At 71.0% G+C, this 16,379-nt stretch carries 13 protein-coding genes and 1 tRNA gene; 5 read left to right on the top strand and 9 right to left on the bottom strand.

Features of this window, described 5'->3' with window-relative positions; genetic code table 11:
- Window positions 1-31: 31 nt before the first annotated feature.
- Window positions 32-104 (top strand) — tRNA-Lys (locus A3IG_RS0109715).
- A gap of 54 nt (window positions 105-158) precedes the next feature.
- Here the strand turns inward: A3IG_RS0109715 and A3IG_RS0109710 are convergent.
- The 3 genes from A3IG_RS0109710 to A3IG_RS0109700 all read right to left on the bottom strand — a co-directional run bounded on the left by A3IG_RS0109710 (window position 159) and on the right by A3IG_RS0109700 (window position 4,177).
- Complete coding sequence (locus tag A3IG_RS0109710) at window positions 159-2,111, bottom strand: FAD/NAD(P)-binding protein (protein ID WP_018383368.1); 1,953 nt, start codon at window positions 2,109-2,111, stop codon at window positions 159-161.
- A gap of 806 nt (window positions 2,112-2,917) precedes the next feature.
- The gene (locus A3IG_RS0109705; protein WP_018383367.1) at window positions 2,918-3,196 is read right to left on the bottom strand and encodes an acyl carrier protein; all 279 of its coding nucleotides are present in this window, start codon (window positions 3,194-3,196) and stop codon (window positions 2,918-2,920) included.
- Window positions 3,197-3,349: 153 nt separating this feature from the next.
- Entirely contained in the window at window positions 3,350-4,177 is an 828-nt protein-coding gene (locus tag A3IG_RS0109700; RefSeq protein ID WP_018383366.1) for an AfsR/SARP family transcriptional regulator, read from the bottom strand.
- Window positions 4,178-4,479: 302 nt separating this feature from the next.
- On the opposite strand from A3IG_RS0109700, the gene A3IG_RS0109690 reads away from it, so the two are divergent.
- From A3IG_RS0109690 to A3IG_RS29180, 4 genes are all read left to right on the top strand, one after another.
- Window positions 4,480-4,713, top strand: a complete 234-nt coding sequence (locus A3IG_RS0109690; protein WP_157862325.1) for a hypothetical protein — start codon at window positions 4,480-4,482, stop codon at window positions 4,711-4,713.
- Window positions 4,710-7,130, top strand: a complete 2,421-nt coding sequence (locus A3IG_RS0109685; RefSeq protein ID WP_051087441.1) for a TOMM precursor leader peptide-binding protein — start codon at window positions 4,710-4,712, stop codon at window positions 7,128-7,130. Before A3IG_RS0109690 ends, A3IG_RS0109685 begins: the two co-directional genes overlap by 4 nt.
- Before the next feature lie 73 nt (window positions 7,131-7,203).
- On the top strand, window positions 7,204-8,844 hold the full coding sequence (locus A3IG_RS29185) for a SagB/ThcOx family dehydrogenase (RefSeq protein WP_018383362.1): 1,641 nt from the start codon (window positions 7,204-7,206) through the stop codon (window positions 8,842-8,844).
- Window positions 8,845-9,083: 239 nt separating this feature from the next.
- A complete protein-coding gene (locus A3IG_RS29180; protein ID WP_018383361.1) occupies window positions 9,084-10,310 on the top strand; it encodes a sensor histidine kinase in 1,227 nt (408 codons plus the stop codon).
- A gap of 16 nt (window positions 10,311-10,326) precedes the next feature.
- Here A3IG_RS29180 and A3IG_RS0109670 read toward each other — a convergent pair whose 3' ends face one another.
- The 6 genes from A3IG_RS0109670 to A3IG_RS29170 form a co-directional block, all read right to left on the bottom strand.
- A complete protein-coding gene (locus A3IG_RS0109670; protein ID WP_018383360.1) occupies window positions 10,327-10,932 on the bottom strand; it encodes a response regulator transcription factor in 606 nt (201 codons plus the stop codon).
- Window positions 10,933-11,172: 240 nt separating this feature from the next.
- A complete protein-coding gene (locus A3IG_RS0109665) occupies window positions 11,173-11,451 on the bottom strand; it encodes an acyl carrier protein (RefSeq protein WP_018383359.1) in 279 nt (92 codons plus the stop codon).
- A 362-nt stretch (window positions 11,452-11,813) separates the two neighbouring features.
- Window positions 11,814-13,595: an acyl-CoA dehydrogenase family protein gene (locus A3IG_RS0109655; protein ID WP_018383357.1), complete on the bottom strand. Its 1,782-nt coding sequence runs from the start codon at window positions 13,593-13,595 to the stop codon at window positions 11,814-11,816.
- The gene (locus tag A3IG_RS0109650; protein WP_018383356.1) at window positions 13,592-15,385 is read right to left on the bottom strand and encodes a fatty acyl-AMP ligase; all 1,794 of its coding nucleotides are present in this window, start codon (window positions 15,383-15,385) and stop codon (window positions 13,592-13,594) included. The genes A3IG_RS0109655 and A3IG_RS0109650 overlap by 4 nt, the downstream gene beginning before the upstream one ends.
- Before the next feature lie 311 nt (window positions 15,386-15,696).
- Window positions 15,697-15,990, bottom strand: coding sequence for an acyl-CoA carboxylase subunit epsilon (locus A3IG_RS29175; protein ID WP_040911155.1), 294 nt, complete (start codon window positions 15,988-15,990; stop codon window positions 15,697-15,699).
- The coding region (locus A3IG_RS29170) for a carboxyl transferase domain-containing protein (protein WP_040911154.1) at window positions 15,987-16,379 on the bottom strand (393 nt) is incomplete at its 5' end. The genes A3IG_RS29170 and A3IG_RS29175, both read right to left, overlap by 4 nt.

The raw sequence follows: 16,379 nt of genomic DNA, 5'->3' as shown, positions 1-16,379 counted from the left end.
CGAAGGTCAGGTAGTATTCCCGTGTCAGCGAGCGCCGCTAGCTCAACTGGCAGAGCAGCGGACTCTTAATCCGCGGGTTCGGGGTTCGAGTCCCTGGCGGCGCACCTGGTGAAGTGGCCGTCCTCCGGTGGGAGGGCGGCCTTTCGCGTGTGTTCCGGTCAGTGGTCGGTGGCGTCGGCCCCGCAGGGCCGGTCGTCCAGGCAGGTGAGCACGGCCCGGGCGATGGCGTCCGAGTCGGTCAGCGTGACCGAGTTGACCCCCGGCCTGATGCCGGCCGCGGTGACCCAGTGCACGGCCTCGGTCGGCACTCCGAACGCGAACCGCCGGGGATGGGGGCGCCCCTGGGCGTCCACCACGCGGAACGGTCTGCGGGTGATGGCCAGCCCGTCCGTCTCGAACCACCCCCCGGTCCTCGTCCGGATGCGGTACGTGGTGGCCTGGCCGGTGACGATCAGGTGGCGCAGCAGCGGGTCGGCGGTGCGGCGCAGGGTGATCGGCGGCAGCATCGCCTCGATCAACGTCGTGGCCCGCACCCGTGACCCGGGCACCCGGGGGGACTCGGCGGTGAACCAGCCGTCCGGGTCGGTGTCCACCCGCATCCCGGGACCGATGACCCGCAGGACGCCGGCCTCCATCAGCGCGATCATCTCCTCGATCCGGCTGGCCGGCGGACCGATGGAGAGGAACGCGTTGAGCGGCGTGTACCAGTCGTCCAGGTCGTTCCGGTGCGACTCCCCGAACAGGCCACCGTGGTCCACCAGCAGCCGTATCTCGTTCCGCAGGTCCCGCATGACGTCCAGGGCGGCCTTCAGCGGCCCTTCGACGTTGCCCGCCCTGGCCTCCACCAGATCGGCGCGCAGGTACTCGCCGAGCCAGTTCTGGAAGTCGTCCGGGTCGGAGAAGTCCCGGTCGCGGTCGGGGTGGGCGATCAGCTCCCAGTCCCAGCGTTCCTTCTCCGGGATGCCGAACGCGTCGAGCACCCGGTCCTCGGCCGGGTCGCCCCAGGGACACTCCAGGTACCGGTCCTGGAACCTGCGGGCCTCGCACACGCACACCCGCCTGGTGATCAGGGTGCGGTAGTAGACGGTCTGGACCTCCTTGGCGATCAGGGGCCAGACGTCGGTGCGGAAGTCGATGCCTCCCGCGCGTTCGGAGTCGGCCCTCAGCTCGGCGATCCGCTCGGGGGTGAGCAGCAGGGGCTCGTGCCGACCCGTCGCTCCCTTCTGGTTCTCGCCCCGGGCCTGGTAGGGGATGCCGCGCCGGGAGCCGGCGAACATCCTGGGTTCCTGCCCCGAGGAGCGGTAGACCAGGCGACCGCCCACCCTCTGGAAGCTGCCGCCCCGACCGACGGTGAACAGCGCCATGTAGTCGAAGAAGTTGAGTCCCAGCCCGCGCAGCAGCACGGGTTCCCCGGGCCGGACGCGGGCCAGTTCGGCGTCGGCGGGGTTGACCGGTCGCAGGTAGGTCAGGTCGTGCTCCCCCGCGAACGACCGCAGGTCCCGCTGGGTCGTCGTCGGCAGGGCCGGCAGGTGGCCGTTGGCCAGGACCAGTGCGTCGATGTGGGACAACCGCACGCCGTTCTCCAGCAACACGGTCTGCCGGGGCGGTTCCCCCTCGGCCGGCGGGAGGTCGTCGACCGCCACCGCCCTGGTGCGGTGCGTGGTGATGGTGACACGGCTCGGCGCGGTGCGGACGACCCGCTGGTAGACCCATTCCAGGTACGTGCCGTAGAAACCGCGGGTCGGATAGGTGTCCGGGCCGAGGCGCCTGGCCTCGTCGAGGGTCTCCGCGTCGAAACCCTCGTCCGGTGTGCTGAACGTCAGCAGCCTGGCCCACTCGTGGAGACTGGGGCCGGGCTCCAGGGGTCCGCGCAGGTCCACGCTGTCGTCGGTGAAGAGGGAGATCTGCCCGGCCACGGTGTTCATGAGCAGGTGTCGCGACTGCGAACGGCGCCAGACCCGTCCCGGCCCCGGCGGGTGTGCGTCGATCAGGTGCACGTCAATGCGTGTGTCAGGGGCCAGTTCGCGGGCGTTCGCGCAGAGCCGCTCGAGTACCGACAAGCCGCGCGGGCCCGCTCCGACCACACAGACGACGAGGTGTTCGTGCGTCATAGACCCGTCCCTCCAAGTCCTCACACCCTCACATCATTGGAAGTGAGGATGAGAGGAAGCACTCAAGGCGCGGTCAAGCGGCGAGACCAGGCACCGGAACCCGCCAGCCCCAACGACACGGAACGCTCACCGTCCGTACACGCCACAGCCATCGAGGGTGATCGACCGGGAAGGTGGGACGGCGGAGCGTACGGGGACGTCAAGGGAGTGGATGTTCATGCGCCATCCATGACGGTTCACAAGAATGGATCATGACAGGATCACGTCGCTGGCGGGAACGGCGCATGGCTGAAACGGCCGCCCAACCGGGGTTCGGCCGTCAGAAAACGTCACCCTGTCGGGTTATCGGACACACCTGTACGACTTCTGTCACCCGGAGTCGGCCATTCCAAGGGGCGGATCGGGGACGTCACGGCCCACCCGGGGCAACGCCACAACGGCTCGCGAGCGCCACCGCCGTGGAGGAGCCCGCCGCTGGAGCCCCGCGGGCGCAAGGGCCGCACGGACCCGGGAGCCGCGACGGCGCCGGAGACCGCGCCCCCACGGGCGCCTTCTGGGCACCTGCCGGAATCCGCTCGCGCCCGGGGGAAGGCCACCGCCCGCGGGCAGCGAGGCCCGCCCGAACCACAGGGGCGGTCCCACGGCGGGCGGCGGGTCGGCGAGCGGCCGGTACGCCGCGGGCGGCGCGGGACCGGTCGCCAGGATGACGCCCCCCGCGGTACCGCCAGCGGGACCGGACACGCCAAAGGCCCCTGTCAGGTGTGGCACACCCGACAGGGGCCTTGAGCCGTGACCGCCGTTGCCGACTACGCAGCCCCGAGAGAGGCGGAGAGCCGGCTGGCGAGTAAGCCCGCCAGAGCCGTGACCGTGGGATAGTCCCAGGCCAGCGTGGGTTCGAGACTGAGTCCGAACTCCGCTTCGATGTCGCCGATGAGGCTCAGCGAGGCCACCGAGTCCAGCCCGTACTCGACGTACGGCACATCGACCTCGATCCGGCCGCGACCGCACTGGAGGTAAAGACTCAGCCGGTCGATCAACCAGTCACGCAAAACGCTCTCGCTGTCGACGGCCTCGGGGGTCCCCATGTTCCGCTCCTTCACAGGATTCCCGGCAGCAGGCTCCCGGTGAATGTGACGCACTGTGTCGGAATCTTGGGGATCACGCCTCAGATACAACTCGGGTTCCCACGGAGCGTGGCTGGAGCCTTGACCCAACCACAGGCTCCGTCGCAGCCGCCGTCAGACGGCGAAGCGCTCCGGGATCCGACCGCCGCGCCCGCCGCGCTCGTCCAGGGCCGGGTCACAGGCCAGGACGGCACGCTGGAGCCGCTGGAGCCGCGGGGAGGGCTCAAGTCCGAGCTCACCCACGAGGGTGTCGCGCAGTCGGGTGTACACGTCGAGCGCCCGCCACGGCCTGCCGGAGCGGTAGAGGGCGATCATGTACTGGGCCTGGAGGTCCTCGTGCAGCGGGTGCTGGGCGGCGAGCACCGCCAGTTCGCTGAGCAGCTCGTGGTGGCGACCCAGGCGCATCTCGGCGCCGATGCGGCGTTCCAGCACGCCGAGCCGGTCCTCCTCGAGCCTGGTGACCTCGAGTTCGAGCCGGGCGCCCACCGGGACGTCAACCAGCGCCGGGCCACGCCAGAGGTCCTGCGCCTGGCGCAGCAGGCGCACCGCGGCCTCGTCGTCGCCGGCCTCGAGCGCCTGGCTCCCCGCTGCCGCGAGGCGGTCGAACTCGTGGGCGTCCACGGAACCCGGCTGGACGTCGAGCAGGTACCCGCCGTGCCGGGTCACCAGGACGTCCTTGGCCTGCTGGCCACTACCGGGATTGCACTTCTCAAGCAGGTCGGCGATGCGTCGCCGCAACTGGAGTATGTACGTCTGCAACGTGGTGGGAGCACTGCGCGGCGGCTCGGCGCCCCAGAGCTCTTCCATCAGGGACAGGACAGGCATGACCTCGTTGGCCCGGATGGCCAGCAGGGCGAGGACCTGCCGCGGCTTCCCGGCGCTGGGCACGATCGAGACACCGTTCTCCTGCGCCGTCAGCGGTCCGAGTACTCGAATCTCCATGGTCGTTTTGTCCCCCGGCTTTGGGTTAGTCCGACGGGGTTTCGCAGGAGTCGGAGTTGAGGAGTCCTGCACCGCCGGACCGGTCGGACTTGACCGACCGTGGATGCAACATGTCACGCCGTGAGCACGCGGGCCAGTGAGGGCTTCATGAGACTCTTCCTGACCTCATCCGACGCCCACTATGAAGATTTCAGCCCCCGGCCATGAAATTGCCACTGGTGACCAAGGCGTGGATCACAGCAGACTCCTGTTCGACAGCCGCCGCCGCTCCGGCGGCGCTCATGTGAATGAGGGGGACCCAGATGAGTGACACCATCATGTCGTCCATGGCCACCGACGCCCCGGACACCATCGTGCCCGAGCTTGTCATCGAGGAGCTCGACCCGTGGTGGGGCGCGCCGCTGCGGGAGAACGACGCCCAGGCGTTCTGCTACTGCTTCAACGCCGAGGGTGCCGGCTACTGCTTCAGCGCCGAGCCCGCCTACTGCTTCAGCTCGCCGCAGCCCGACGAACCGCACGCCGGCGGCCACGCGTGACCACACCAGCGGATGACCGTCCCCCCGGGGGCGAACTGCTGGGTTTCAAGCGTCATCTACGCGCAGAGGTGGTCCGCGGAGAGGCAACCTACCTCTTCTCCGAACGGAACGTCTCGGTGATTCGAGGGGTGGAGCTCGAGGAGCTCGCCCCTCTGCTCGACGGCACGCGAGATCTGGCCGCCCTCGCCGACCAGACCCCGTGGGCCACGGGAGTCTCGGACATCGAAGGTCTGACGGACCGGCTCGCCCGGGTCGGGCTGCTCCAGCGCCGGCCGGCGGGCGCCGAGCCGGACCGGCGGGCCGAGGCTGCCGAGGTCTACTGGGGTCTCGCGGGTCTGGACGGGGTCGCGGCCCATGCCCGCACCACCGCCGGACGGGTCCGTGTGGTGGCGGTGGGCGCCGTGGACACCGCCGAGGTGGCCGCGCTGCTCGCCGCTTCGGGCGTCGAGGTGCTCGTGGAGCCGGACGAGGCGGTCGTCGGTCAGTCCCCCACCGACCACACCGCCACCCCGGACCACGGGCCCACCGCCGGCACCGCTGCGTCCGACGCCCACGGCTGCCGCCCCGCGGCGGACGTGGGCGCCGCGGACGTGGGCGCCGCGGACCTCACGGTGGTGCTCTGCGAGGACTACCTCAGCGACGAGCTCGCCGCGGTGGACGCCGCCCACCGCGCGTCGGGCCGGCCCTGGCTGTTGGCCAAGCCGGTCGGCGCCGACCTGTGGGTCGGCCCGGCCTTCCGTGCCGGCGGCCCGTGCTGGCACTGCCTCGCGCACCGGCTGCGGGGTCACCGCCAGGCGGAGGGGCACGTCCAGCGCGCCCTGGGCCGCAGTGGCCCGGTGCCGCGGCCGGTCGGCGGTCTCGCCGCCCTCGACGGCCTGGGCGCACGGCTCGTGGCCCTGGAGGCGGTCAAGTGGCTTGCCGGCCACCGCCACCCGGCCCAGCAGGGCGTCTGGGTCCTGGACAGTCTCTCCCTCGAGAGCCGTACCCATCCGCTGCGGGCCCGTCCGCAGTGCTCCGCCTGCGGCGACCCCTCCCTGGTCGCGGAGGCCACCTCCCGCCCCGTGGTGATCAACTCCCGGCCCAAGGTCGCCATGCTGTCGGGCGATCACCGTGCCCTGCGGCCCGAGCAGATGCTCGCCGCCTACGGGCACCTGGTCAGCCCGGTCACCGGCGTGGTCAAGGCGATCGAGCCGGACCGCCGCGGACCAGGCCACCTCAACGTCTTCCGGTCCGGGCCCAACGTCGCCACCGGCGACGAGGACCTGGCGGAGATCAGCGCCGGACTGCGCCGGGAGAACGGCGGCAAGGGCGTCACCGCGGTGCACGCACGGGTCAGCGCGCTGTGCGAGGCACTGGAGCGGCACTGCGGCCACTTCCAGGGCGACGAGCTGCGCGTCCGGGCCTCGTACCGGTCACTCGGCGACGCGGCTGTGCACCCGGACGCCTGCCAGCTCTACCACGAGAGGCAGTTCGCCGACCGGCACGCGTGGAACGCCAGGCACGGCTCGTCCCACCGCGTCGTCGAGCCGTTCGACGAGGAGGCCGAGATCGACTGGACGCCGCTGTGGTCGCTGACCGAGCGGCGGCAGCGGATGCTGCCCACCTCGATGCTGTACTACCGCGCACCCGCCGCGTCGGGGCGGCGCTTCACGTTCGCCGACTCCAACGGCAACGCCTCGGGCAGCAGCCTGGAGGACGCCGTGGTGCACGGGTTCCTCGAGCTGGTGGAGCGGGACGCCGCCGCGCTGTGGTGGTACAACCGCACCATCCAGCCCGCGTTGGACCTCGACGCCTTCGGCGACCCGTGGGTCGAGGAGACACGGCAGGTCTACGCCGACCTCGACCGGGAGTTGTGGGCGCTCGACCTCACCTCCGACCTGGGCATCCCCACCGTGGTCGCGGTCTCCCGGCGCCCCACGGGGTACCAGGACATCGTGTTCGGCTTCGGGGCGCACTTCGACCCGCTGATCGCGCTGCGGCGAGCGGTCGGCGAGCTCAACCAGATGCTGCCGTTCGTGGTGGACGCCAAGCCCGACGGCACCGGCTACGGTTCACGCAGCCCCGAGCTGTTGCGGTGGTGGACCGGGGCCACGGTGGAGGACCAGCCCTACGTGGGCCCGGACCCGCAGGCACCGGCGCGGGCACCCTGGGACTTCTCCTTCGTCCCGCGCTGCGACCTGAGGGACGACGTGGAGGCGATCGAGTCACTGGTGCGGGCGCACGGCCTCGAGCTGCTGGTCCTGGACCAGACCAGAGCCGACATCGGGCTGCCCGTGGTCAAGGTCGTGGTCCCCGGGCTGCGCCACTTCCGGGCCAGGTTCGCGCCGGGCCGCCTGTACGACGCACCGGTACGGCTCGGGCGGCTGGCCAGCCCCCGGGCGTACGAGGAGCTCAACCCCGTTCCCATGTTCGTCTGACATGTCCGTCTGGAACGACACCCCCTGCCGCCGGTGGCGCTGCGGCCCCGGTGGCATCGACGAAGGAGCACCCGTGGCCACCGAGTCGTGCATCACCGGTGACCCTCGCGTGCGGCAGGTCGAGCTGTGGTCGCTGCGCGAGGACGTCGATCTCGAACTGGACGCCGACCAGGCGCTGATGCGCACACCATGGGGCGTGGTGCGCCTGAAGAACCTCGGCACCATGGCGCGCGAGGCGCTGCGCCGGATGACCTTCGGCCCCGTGTCGCTCAACAACGCCGTCGCCTCGCGCCTGAAGGACGCCGAGGGCCCCGGCGGGTCGGCCGGCGAGATCCGGGGCGAGCTGGCCCAGTTGCACACACTTCTCAACCAACTCCAGTACCTGGTGGTGCGCTCACTGGCGGTGGAGTCCACCGATCCCCCGCTGATCTCGGTGGTCCCGATGACCCGGCAGGCGGTGTTCACCCTGCCCGATGACATCTCGATGCCGGCGCGGCTCTCCCGGTTCGCGTCGATGCGGACCGAGGACGGCTCGTTGATCCTGGAGTCCGCGATGTCACTGCACCGGGTGGTGCTGCACAGTCCGGAGGCGGCCTACCTGGTCTCCTCACTGGCCCGGCCGTGCACCGCCCAGGACCTGGCCAGGGCCCAGGGGCTGCCCGAGGAGGCGGTGCTCCAGATCGTACGGTACCTCGTGGCCGCCGGCATGGTGGTGCTCGCGCAGTCCGGGGACCCGCCGGGGACGGGGGACGGGGGCGCCGGGCCGTCGTTCGCCGAGGACCGCGACCCAGCGTTGATCACCTGGTCCGGTCGTGACCTGCTGTTCCACACGCGCAGCCGGCGGGGTCGGCACGACGAGCCCTACGGGGCCACCTACCCGTTCCTCGGCATGGTCTCCCCCGAGCCCCTGCTGAAGACCGTGCCCGAGGGTCCCCGGGTGGAGCTGTACCGGCCGCCCCTGGAGCAGTTGCTGGTGGATGACATGTCGTTGACCGCAGCGCTCGAACAGCGCCGTTCGGTGCGCTGCTACGCGGACGCGCCGGTGACCACGGACCAGCTCGGTGAACTGCTGTACAGGTCCGCTCGGGTCCGGGCGGTGTTCTCCACCTCGGAGAAGGACTCGGGCCGCCCCATCGCCACCTCCCGTCCGTACCCCAGTGGCGGGGCCGCGTACTCACTGGAGATCTATGTGACGCTGGGCCGGGGAGACGGAACCACCGACCGCGGCATCTACTACTATGACCCGCACGGCCATGCCCTGGTCCTGGTGAGCCGGAACGAGAACGACGTCAGGGAGTTGCTCTACGCCGCACAGACCGGCGCAGGCCTGCTCGCCCCTCCTCCGGTGCTGCTCACCATGACCTCGCGGTTCAGTCGGATGTCATGGAAGTACCGCGGAATGTGGTACGCCGCCATACTGAAAGAAGTAGGCGTGCTCCAACAAACGCTGTACTTAGTGTCCACAGCCATGGGTCTTGCCCCGTGTGCGCTCGGCGGCGGCGACTCCGATGCCGCCGCTCGTGCCTTCGGTCTGGACTGGCGGACGGAATCCAGTGTGGGCGAGTTCATCCTGGGGCCTTGTTCCCAGGAAGAAGGCGATGCCCGCGCCGGTGCGGCGCCCACCCACCTGGGCATGCGGGACCTGGTCGCCCAGCCGGTCAACGACGCCGACTGGGCCGTACGCTGTCGCGGCGGCTCCACGCCGGGAAGCTGAGAATGACACGTTCAGGTTCGCAGCCGGGGAATGCCGCGTAGGCTCCAGACAGCCGCCCCCGTCTGATCACTGGCTGCTTGCTTCACCATGTCGCGAGGAGATCCATGTCGGGCATCAGTCGTTTCTCGAGAGGGAGTCGCCGGGCCGCGCCGGACGCGTCGCCCGAGCGACAGGACCGGCAGGGCTTCGGCGTGGCTAAGGACAGGGGTGGCTTCCCGCCGGACGGACATGACGACAGTGTGAGCCCACGGGCCGAACTGGCCCCGCAGTTCGCCATGACCATCGTCGCCGTGATGATCATCGGTTCGCCGATCGCGGCCGTCTTCAACCTGCTGCAACGACAACCCAGCCTGCCCGTGGCGGCGGCCGGGACCGGCACCCTGCTGGTGCTGACGGCCCTCCAGCTCAGTCACCTCGCCTGGCACGACCACACCGCTCGGCACCGCTGGGGCCCACCGACCTTCCTGGCGGAGATCGTCCTGGTGTACTCACCGTTCCTGTGGGTGGACAACGGCTGGGTGGGCGCCCCCTACTTCCTGGCCGCCTCCGCACTGCTCGTGCTGCCCCGCCGGGTCGCCTGGCCGGTCTTCGGGCTGGTCAGCGTCTCCATACCGGTCATCCACCGGCTGCTCGGCGCCTCGCTGTACGACGCCACCTACTACCTGGTCAGCACCCCGGCCCTCGGCCTCGCGGTGTTCGGCCTCACCCGGCTGGCCGGACTCGTCAAGGAGCTGTACGAGACCAGGGCCGAGCTGGCCCGACTCGCGGTGACCCAGGAACGCCTGCGGTTCGCCCGGGACCTGCACGACCTGCTCGGCTACAGCCTGTCCGCGATCACCCTCAAGAGCGAGCTGGTGTACCGGCTGGCGGACCGGCACACCGCACGGGCCAAGCAGGAGTTGGAGTCGGTGCTCGTGCTCTCCCGGCAGGCGCTCGCCGACGTGCGCGCGGTGTCCAGTTCCTACCGGGAGATGTCCCTGGGCGCGGAGTGCACCTCGGCCCGGTCGATCCTGTCGGCGGCCGACATCGACGTGGAGATCGACGTCGTCACCGACGAGATGAGCGGCCCGGTGAACACCGTGCTGGCGACGGTCCTGCGCGAGGGGGTGACCAATCTGCTGCGGCACAGCAAGGCCCAGCACTGCGAGATCCGCGCCGTCGTCCTGGACGGGACGGCACGGCTGAGCATCGTCAACGACGGGGTGCTGCCCCCGGTGGGGGACGCCCAGGGTCGGCAGGGCACCGGTTTGGAGAACCTCGCCCAGCGGGTGAAGGTGCTCGGCGGCGACCTGGAGGCGGGGCTGACCGAGGAGGGGCGGTTCCACCTCGAGGCGTGGGTGCCCCTGGAGCTGTGCGGGGAGGGGAGCGGGCCGGATTCCGACGGCGCCGCGGCAGGTGGGGAGCAACGGCCGGCCAAGGGCGGCGGCACCTCGTCCGACCAGGACGCGGACCACACCGCCGCCTGAAGGGGCCCGGCGCCCGTCAGACCCAGCCGGACTCCTGCGCCATGCGGATCGCGTCCACCCGGTTGCGGGCGTTGAGCTTGGCCACGATCGCGGTCAGGTAGTTGCGCACCGTACCGGGGGAGAGGAACAGCCGCGCGGCGATCTCCACGGCCTCGGCCCCCCCGGCGGCCAGGCGCAGCACCTCGATCTCCCGCGAGGTCAACGGGTTCTCCACGGCGTCCCAGGCGGCGATCGCCAGTTGCGGGTCCACCACCCGCTGCCCCGCCGCCACCCCCCGGATCGCTCCGGCGAGGCGGTCTGGCGGGGCGTCCTTGAGGATGAACCCGGAGACCTGGGCGTCCATCGCACGGCGCAGGTTCCCCGGTCTGCCCAGGCTGGTGAGGATGAGCACCCGGCACTGGGGCAGCTCACGGCGGAGCGCGCCGGCGGCGGTGATCCCGTCGATGCCGGGCAGGTCGATGTCCAGCACCGCGACGTCCGGGCGGACCTTGAGCGCCGTCGGGACGATGTCGTCGCCGGTCTCCACCTCCGCCGTCACCTCTATGTCCGGCTCCAGCTCCAGCAGGGCGACCAGAGCGCCCCGCACCATGTTCATGTCTTCGGCCAGAAGGATCCTGATCACCGTGCTCCCCCCGTCAACATCCTGTGCAGCTCGGGTCGTCGGCTTCTGCCCAGGTCGAGCGGCGTACCGGTAGCCGAACCACTACCGTCGGCATTCGCGGTTACGGCGAATCGTAGAACACAATCACGCCGAATAGACGCCGGGAGTCGAGTTGGATTGGTGCTGCTCTCGATGTCTCATGTGATAGTTGAACAAAGGACTTTGACGGTTAGTCATGAACTGTTCAACCGCAACAACGATTCACCCGTCCTCGGCCCGAACGTCCCGCATGCGCTCGACGAGGTGCCGTGCCAGCGCCTCCAACGTGGGGTAGCGCCGGGTCGCTGCCAGGTCGAGGGTGATACCGAAAGTGTCCTGAATGGCACTGCGCAGGGTGAACGCGGCCATGGAGTCCAAGGCGTACTGCTCGAGCGGCACGGCACGGCCGATGTCCGCGGACGCCACCTCGAGGCGCTCGGCCAGTCGGTCGGCCAGCCACTGCAGAACCGCACCCTCGGTCGTGGGGAACGGGATCGTCATCGGTAACTCCTTCGCGTAGGCCACCGGGCGGGGAGCGGACCAGCGGACCCGGCGCACCGCGGGGCACCGTCGGAGGCTGGGGCACCGACGGGCCGCGGCGCCGTGCTGGCGGGCGGAAAGCCACCGCCGGTCAGGGCCACCGGTCGGAACTGCGGTCGGTTGCTGACGGACTTCGGTCACCACGGCCGTGGATCAGCGTGGCGTCCCGGGGTAACGACTCCTCGGCCCGTGGCCACGGGAGCCAGGGCCGACGGTGGATCAGGTCGTCGAAGGACGGGGTGCGCAGGGCCATAACTGGTCAGTACCCAGATCCACCGGGGCTGTAGTCGGCCGAACCCTCCTCCGACCGTGCTGCGCCGCGCTCAGCACGGGTCACTCTCCGCGGTGCGGGACGGCAGCAGGGACAGCGCCTCGCCGGCCTGGCACTGCAGGGCGAGCCGCTGCGACATCCGCTCGAACAGTTCCTCGTCCCGACCCGAGCCCCACGGGCTGGCCACCGCGAGGAACGGCCGGTCCCCCGGCTTGAGCCGCGCGTACAGCCGGCACAGCACGGCGTGCAGCCACAGTCCGTCCGGCCAGGCCCGGTTCACCTCGCCGGCGTGGCACCACACCCCCAGGCAGGCCGCGGCGGCCAGCAACAGCGCGTAGCGGTGGGCGGCGTCCTCGTCCTTCGGGGTGAGACCGGCCGCGGTGCGGGGGGTGCGCGGCAGGGTGTCCGGGAGGGAGTCCACCGCGGCCGCGAAACGTGCCGCCAACCGGGCGGGAGCCGCCAGCTCGGGTGCGGTCTGCGCCGCCCGGCGCAGCACCTGGGCGGACTCCGGAAGGGTGCCGAGCAGGCCGCTGCCGTTCCTGGCCACCAGGTTCAGCTCCGCCCAGGGCACCGGGGGCAACGGGGCGCCCAGGTCGAACACTCCCGCGGGCACCTGTCGTTCGCAGGCCTGCGCGTGGTGCCTGGCCAGGGCGCGGAACTGGGAGACCAGGGCGTGGCAGCCGGCGGTGGCTCCATCGAGCGCGGTCACCACCCGGTGGTCCCGCCCCATCTGGTCGAACGGGCAGGTGAGGCGGGTACCGAACGGCAGGGAGCGCGGGGTGAACAACTCGCGCAGCCGGGCCAGGACCCCGTCCACCACGGCGGGCAGCAGGCTGCGGACCGCGGCCGAGGTGACGCTGAGTTCCCCGGGGGCCAGGTGCGCGCTGCGGGCTGCCACCGCGCCGAGCGCCTCCATGGCCAGCAGGTCCGCGTACGCCTCGCCGAGCACCCGGCGGGTCAGTGGGTGCCCGTAGGGACTGCTGCCGTAGGCCTCGCGTTCACTGGCCATCCGCACCGCCAGGCGCAGCGCCCTGTCGGCGGTGCCCAGGCAGACGGCCGGGCTGATGGTGCGCACCACCTGGAGCACCTTCAGCAGGACCTCCACGCCCTGGCCCTCGGCACCGATCCTGGCGGCCCGGTCCACCACGGCCCGGTGGAACGCCACCCCGCTGGTGCCGGCGCCGCGCAACCCCACGGCGGGGACCTCGGGCAGGTGTCGGAACGTCGCCGGGTCCAGGTCCCGCTGGTCCACCAGCAGGAGGCTGAACCCGCGGGGCCCGCCGTGCGGCACGGTCCTGGCGAGCAGACACATCAGGCGTCCCCCGGCCGCGTTGTCCAGCAGCCAGCGCTCGCCGTCCAGGCGGTAGCCACGCCGGTTGCGGCGGGCGGTGACCTCACCGGTCAACAGGTCGCCGATGTGTTGGCGTTCCGGGCCCCCGAGCACCACCGTCTCCCCCGCGGTCACCAGGGAGCCCAGGTGCCGGGCCTGGTCGCGGTCGCCGGCGACCCAGACACCTGCGGCGCCGAGGAGGGTCCTGGCATGGGTCACCGCCGCTGCCGGGTCGCGGCGCGCGACGGTGCGCACCAGGTCGAACAGTTCCTGGAGACTGGTCAGCTCACCACCGTGCTCGACGGGGACGTAGTACCGGTGCAGCCCCCAGGCGTCGAGGTGGGCGCAGGCGTCGGCGAGCGGCGCCGCCACTGGTCCACGCGCGTAGCGCACCTTCTGCCCCGGGTCCCAGGGGTCCCCCAGGAATCGCTCCAGCCGTTCGACGGAGGACAGTTCCGGAGCCCCTCCGAGCGCCCGGCGTGGTCCCCGCAGGGTGTCGATCACGGTCGGTCACCGCCGTACCCGCGTGGCCCACCGCCGGCCTCGACCAGGTCGCGCACCTCGGGCGAGAGCAAGGCGTGCAGCGGTTCTATCCGGCCGCGCAGGAACAGGTCCCGCATCGCGGGACGCTGCACCTTGCCGCTGGTGGTGCGGCGCACGGTCCCCGGACGGACCAGCAGCACCCCGGCGACCGCGATCTCGAACTCCTGGGAGATGGTCTCGTGCACCCGGGCGGCGAGCTTGGCCAGGTCCAGGTCGTAGGAGCCACCGGTGCGCACCTCCTGGATCAGCACCGCCTGCTCGCGCTCCGACCCCACCGAGAACGCGGTGCAGAACCCGAAGAGCGGACTGACCTGCTGTGCCACCCGTTCGATGTCCTGCGGATAGAGGTTCCGGCCGGCCACGATCATGATGTCCTTCAGCCGTCCGGTGACGAACAGTTCGCCGTCCAGCAGGGTGCCCAGGTCCCCGGTGCGCAGGAACCCCTCCTGGCCGCACGCGGTGGCCGAGGAGAAGGTCTCGCAGGTGTCCCTGGGCCGGTTCCAGTAGCCCCGCGCCACACTGTCGCCGCGCACCCAGATCTCCCCCACCTGGCCCTCGGGGAGCCGGGCACGGGTCGTCGGGTCCACGATGACGAGGTCGAGACCGCCGTGCACCAGGCCACAGCTCACCAGCTCGCGCTGCTGGTCCCCCTCCACCGGTGCCTCGGCCGGCGCGGACGTGACCACCCGGTGGTGCTCGAGCGCCTTGGCGTCCACGGTCATGGTGCGCACCGTCCCGTTCCTGGTGCCTCCGGTGACCAGGAGCGTGGCCTCGGCCAGCCCGTAGCAGGGCCACATGGCGTCAGGCCGCAGGCCCACGGCGGCGAACTTGCGGGTGAAGGCACGCACGGTCTCGGCGCGCACCGGTTCCGCGCCGTTGCAGGCGTTCTCCCAGCGGGACAGGTCGAGACCGGCCATCTGCTCCTCGGTGATCCGCCTGACGCACAGGTCGTAGGCGAAGTTGGGACCGCCGCCCGAGGTGACGCCGTACTCGGTTATCGCCTGGAGCCAGCGGACCGGGTGCCGCACGAAGAGCGTCGGCGGTAGCAGCACGCTGGCGCCGCCCACCGCCAGCGGGTGCAGGAGGTGTCCGATCAGCCCCATGTCGTGGTGGAACGGCAGCCAGCTCCCCATCCGGGACTCCCGGGTGGTGCCCAGGGCCCCGGCGATCTGGGCCTGGTTGGCGATGAGGTTGCCGTGGGAGACCATCACTCCCTTGGGGTCGCTGGTGGACCCCGAGGTGTACTGGAGGAACGCGATGTCGTCCGGCTCCATGTCCGGTGGACTCCAGTCGTCCTCCGCTCCGGCGGTCAGGGCGTCGGTGGCCAGACAGGGCACCCGCTCATAGCCGATCTGCGCCAGCAGCAGCGACACTCCGGGCGCGCCCCTGGCATCGGTGAGCACCGAGTGCGGCGCCGTGTCCTTGACGATCCCCACCAGTCGCTCGGTGGTGTGCTTGACGTTTCCTGGAGGCGGAGCGGGAACCGCCATGGCCCCGGCATAAAGGCAGGCGAGAAAGCTGGTGGCGAAAAGCCTGCCGGAGTTCTGTACCACGATCACCGGGTGGCCGGCCGCGCCGCGCTCCTGCAACCAGGCGGCCAGGCGGCGCGCTTCCACGTCGATCTCCGCGTAGGTGACCCGCTCCGCCCGCATCTCGGTCCCGTCCCCGCTGAGCAGGACCAGGGCCTCTCTTTCGGGTCCTTCAGTGACGTGCGCCCTCACGAGTTCGGTGAAGTTCCGGTACTCGGCCAAAGCCGCCCCCTAGTTGGATTCCCGTTCACCGGTGCCGGTTACGCGCGGGTGTGCGTCCCACAGCACAGTGCACACCGAGAGTCCGACGAAGGGCTCAACCTGAACTAGAGCGTGACTGGGTCACGCTCCGGCAAATATGTCCGGGTTGAGCACCTCTCGGGGAGGGCTCAATATCGCCTGTAGTAACTGCTTCCTTTCCTCGTTGGGTGCCAATACCCCTTGACGGATCACTCTCTTGGAGTCGTTCCCCGATGACCCGCGAAACGTTGGCGCCGTCCCCCGGAATGGTTTATTCGGAAACAGTACAGCGACTAGTAGCCGGAATGGCTCCCGGACGCCCACGAAACTGGGGTGCGATTTCTATCGGGTCGGTGCCAGCGCGCCGGCTTGCGCCCGGAGCCCTCCTCGCCCTCCTCACGACCCCGCACGGCCAGGAGGGCGAAGACCAGCGTCATCGCGGCCAGCTCGGTCTCCGTCGGCTCGCCGCGCACCACCCGCAGCAGTGGTGGGTCCGGCTCGGACTGCCCCGGCGCTCCCGGTTCGGTGGCCGCGGCGGGACCGACGAGCGACGGACCCGGGGCGGCCACCGGGGAAGAGGTGCTCATGTCGGGGGGTTCCCGTGCTTGCGTGACGGCAGGGTGCCGTCCTTGTGCCGCAGCATCTCCAGCGATCTGATGAGCGTCTCCCGGGTGGCCGTGGGGTCGATGACGTCGTCCACCAGCCCCCGCTCGGCGGCGTAGTAGGGGTGCATCAGCTCGCTGCGGTACTTCTTGACGAGCTCGGCGCGGGTGGTCTCCGGGTCCTCAGCCGCGGCGATCTCCCGCCGGAAGATCACGTTGGCCGCGCCCTCGGCGCCCATCACCGCGATCTCGTTCCCCGGCCAGGCATAGGTCAGGTCCGCGCCGATGGACCGGGAGTCCATCACGATGTACGCGCCGCCGTAGGCCTTGCGCAGCACCAGCGAGACCCGCGGCACCGTGGCGTTGCAGTACGC

Origin of the sequence: Wenjunlia vitaminophila DSM 41686, assembly GCF_000380165.1 — a bacterium.
Classification (GTDB): Bacteria; Actinomycetota; Actinomycetes; order Streptomycetales; family Streptomycetaceae; genus Wenjunlia; species Wenjunlia vitaminophila.
The sequence above is the reverse complement of the archived record's forward strand: the minus strand, read 5'-3'. Positions and strand labels throughout refer to the sequence as shown.